This is a genomic window from Streptomyces sp. NRRL WC-3549 (assembly GCF_000721935.1).
Lineage (GTDB): Bacteria > Actinomycetota > Actinomycetes > Streptomycetales > Streptomycetaceae > Streptomyces.
Genome location: NZ_KL585413.1, coordinates 30,880 through 31,880 on the forward strand (window position 1 = coordinate 30,880; position 1,001 = coordinate 31,880).

Here is a 1,001-nt window from a genome sequence, read left to right on the forward strand (position 1 = left end):
AGAGATGTGTATAAGAGACAGACCGCAAGCTGCTCCGGGAGAACCACCGCATCGCGGCCAAGACCGACGCCCGGCTCCGGACCGAGACCCTGCGCGAGTGGAAGCGCCGCAGCGCCGAGGGGAGGGCCGCCATGGACGCCAAGCACGGACGCTTCCGCTGAACCGGGGCCCGGGGCCGGTTCCGGGTCCCGGGCTCGACGTCCGAAAACCGCGAGTGCGCCCCCGGCCGGGGGCGCACACTGGACGGTGTGATGGACGAACGGACCAGGTACGAGGCGGTGAGCAGCCGCGACGCGCGCTTCGACGGAGCGTTCTTCTTCGCCGTCGCGACCACCGGCATCTACTGCCGGCCGAGCTGCCCCGCCGTGACGCCCAAGCGGGAGAACGTGCGGTTCTACCCGACCGCCGCGGCGGCGCAGGGCCACGGTTTCCGGGCGTGCAGACGCTGCCGCCCGGACGCCGTGCCCGGCTCCGCCGAGTGGGACGTCCGCGCCGACGTGGTGGGGCGTGCCGTGCGGATGATCGGTGACGGCGTGGTGGACCGGGAGGGCGTCCCCGGGCTCGCCGGGCGGCTCGGCTACAGCACCCGCCAGGTGCAGCGCCAGCTCACCGCCGAACTGGGCGCCGGACCGGTCGCGCTGGCCCGCGCCCAGCGCTCCCACACCGCCCGGGTGCTGCTGCAGACCACCGACCTGCCGGTCACGGAGATCGCCTTCGCGTCCGGGTTCGCCAGCGTGCGCCAGTTCAACGACACGATCCGGCAGATCTACGCCCGCACCCCCAGCGCGCTGCGCGCCGAGGGCGGGACGGGGCTGCGCGCGAACGCCCCGGCGGGGAACCGGGCCGGCATCCCGCTCCGCCTCGCCCATCGGGGCCCGTACGCGGCGCGCGAGGTCTTCGGCCTTCTGGCCGACGAGGCGGTTCCCCTGGTCGAGGAGGTCAGCGGCGTGCCCGGCGCCCGCACCTACCGGCGCACCCCTGTCTCTTCTACACATCTCTGA

General features: G+C 74.2%; 2 pseudogenes. Both read left to right on the top strand.

The features are described 5' to 3' along the window. Nucleotides 1–20: 20 nt before the first annotated feature. Nucleotides 21–161 (top strand): annotated as a pseudogene (locus IH13_RS44785) (GTPase RsgA); the annotation flags it as partial. A 90-nt stretch (nt 162–251) separates the two neighbouring features. After that, nucleotides 252–977 (top strand): annotated as a pseudogene (locus IH13_RS0120945) (bifunctional transcriptional activator/DNA repair enzyme AdaA); the annotation flags it as partial. Between the last annotated feature and the right edge of the window lie 24 nt (nt 978–1,001).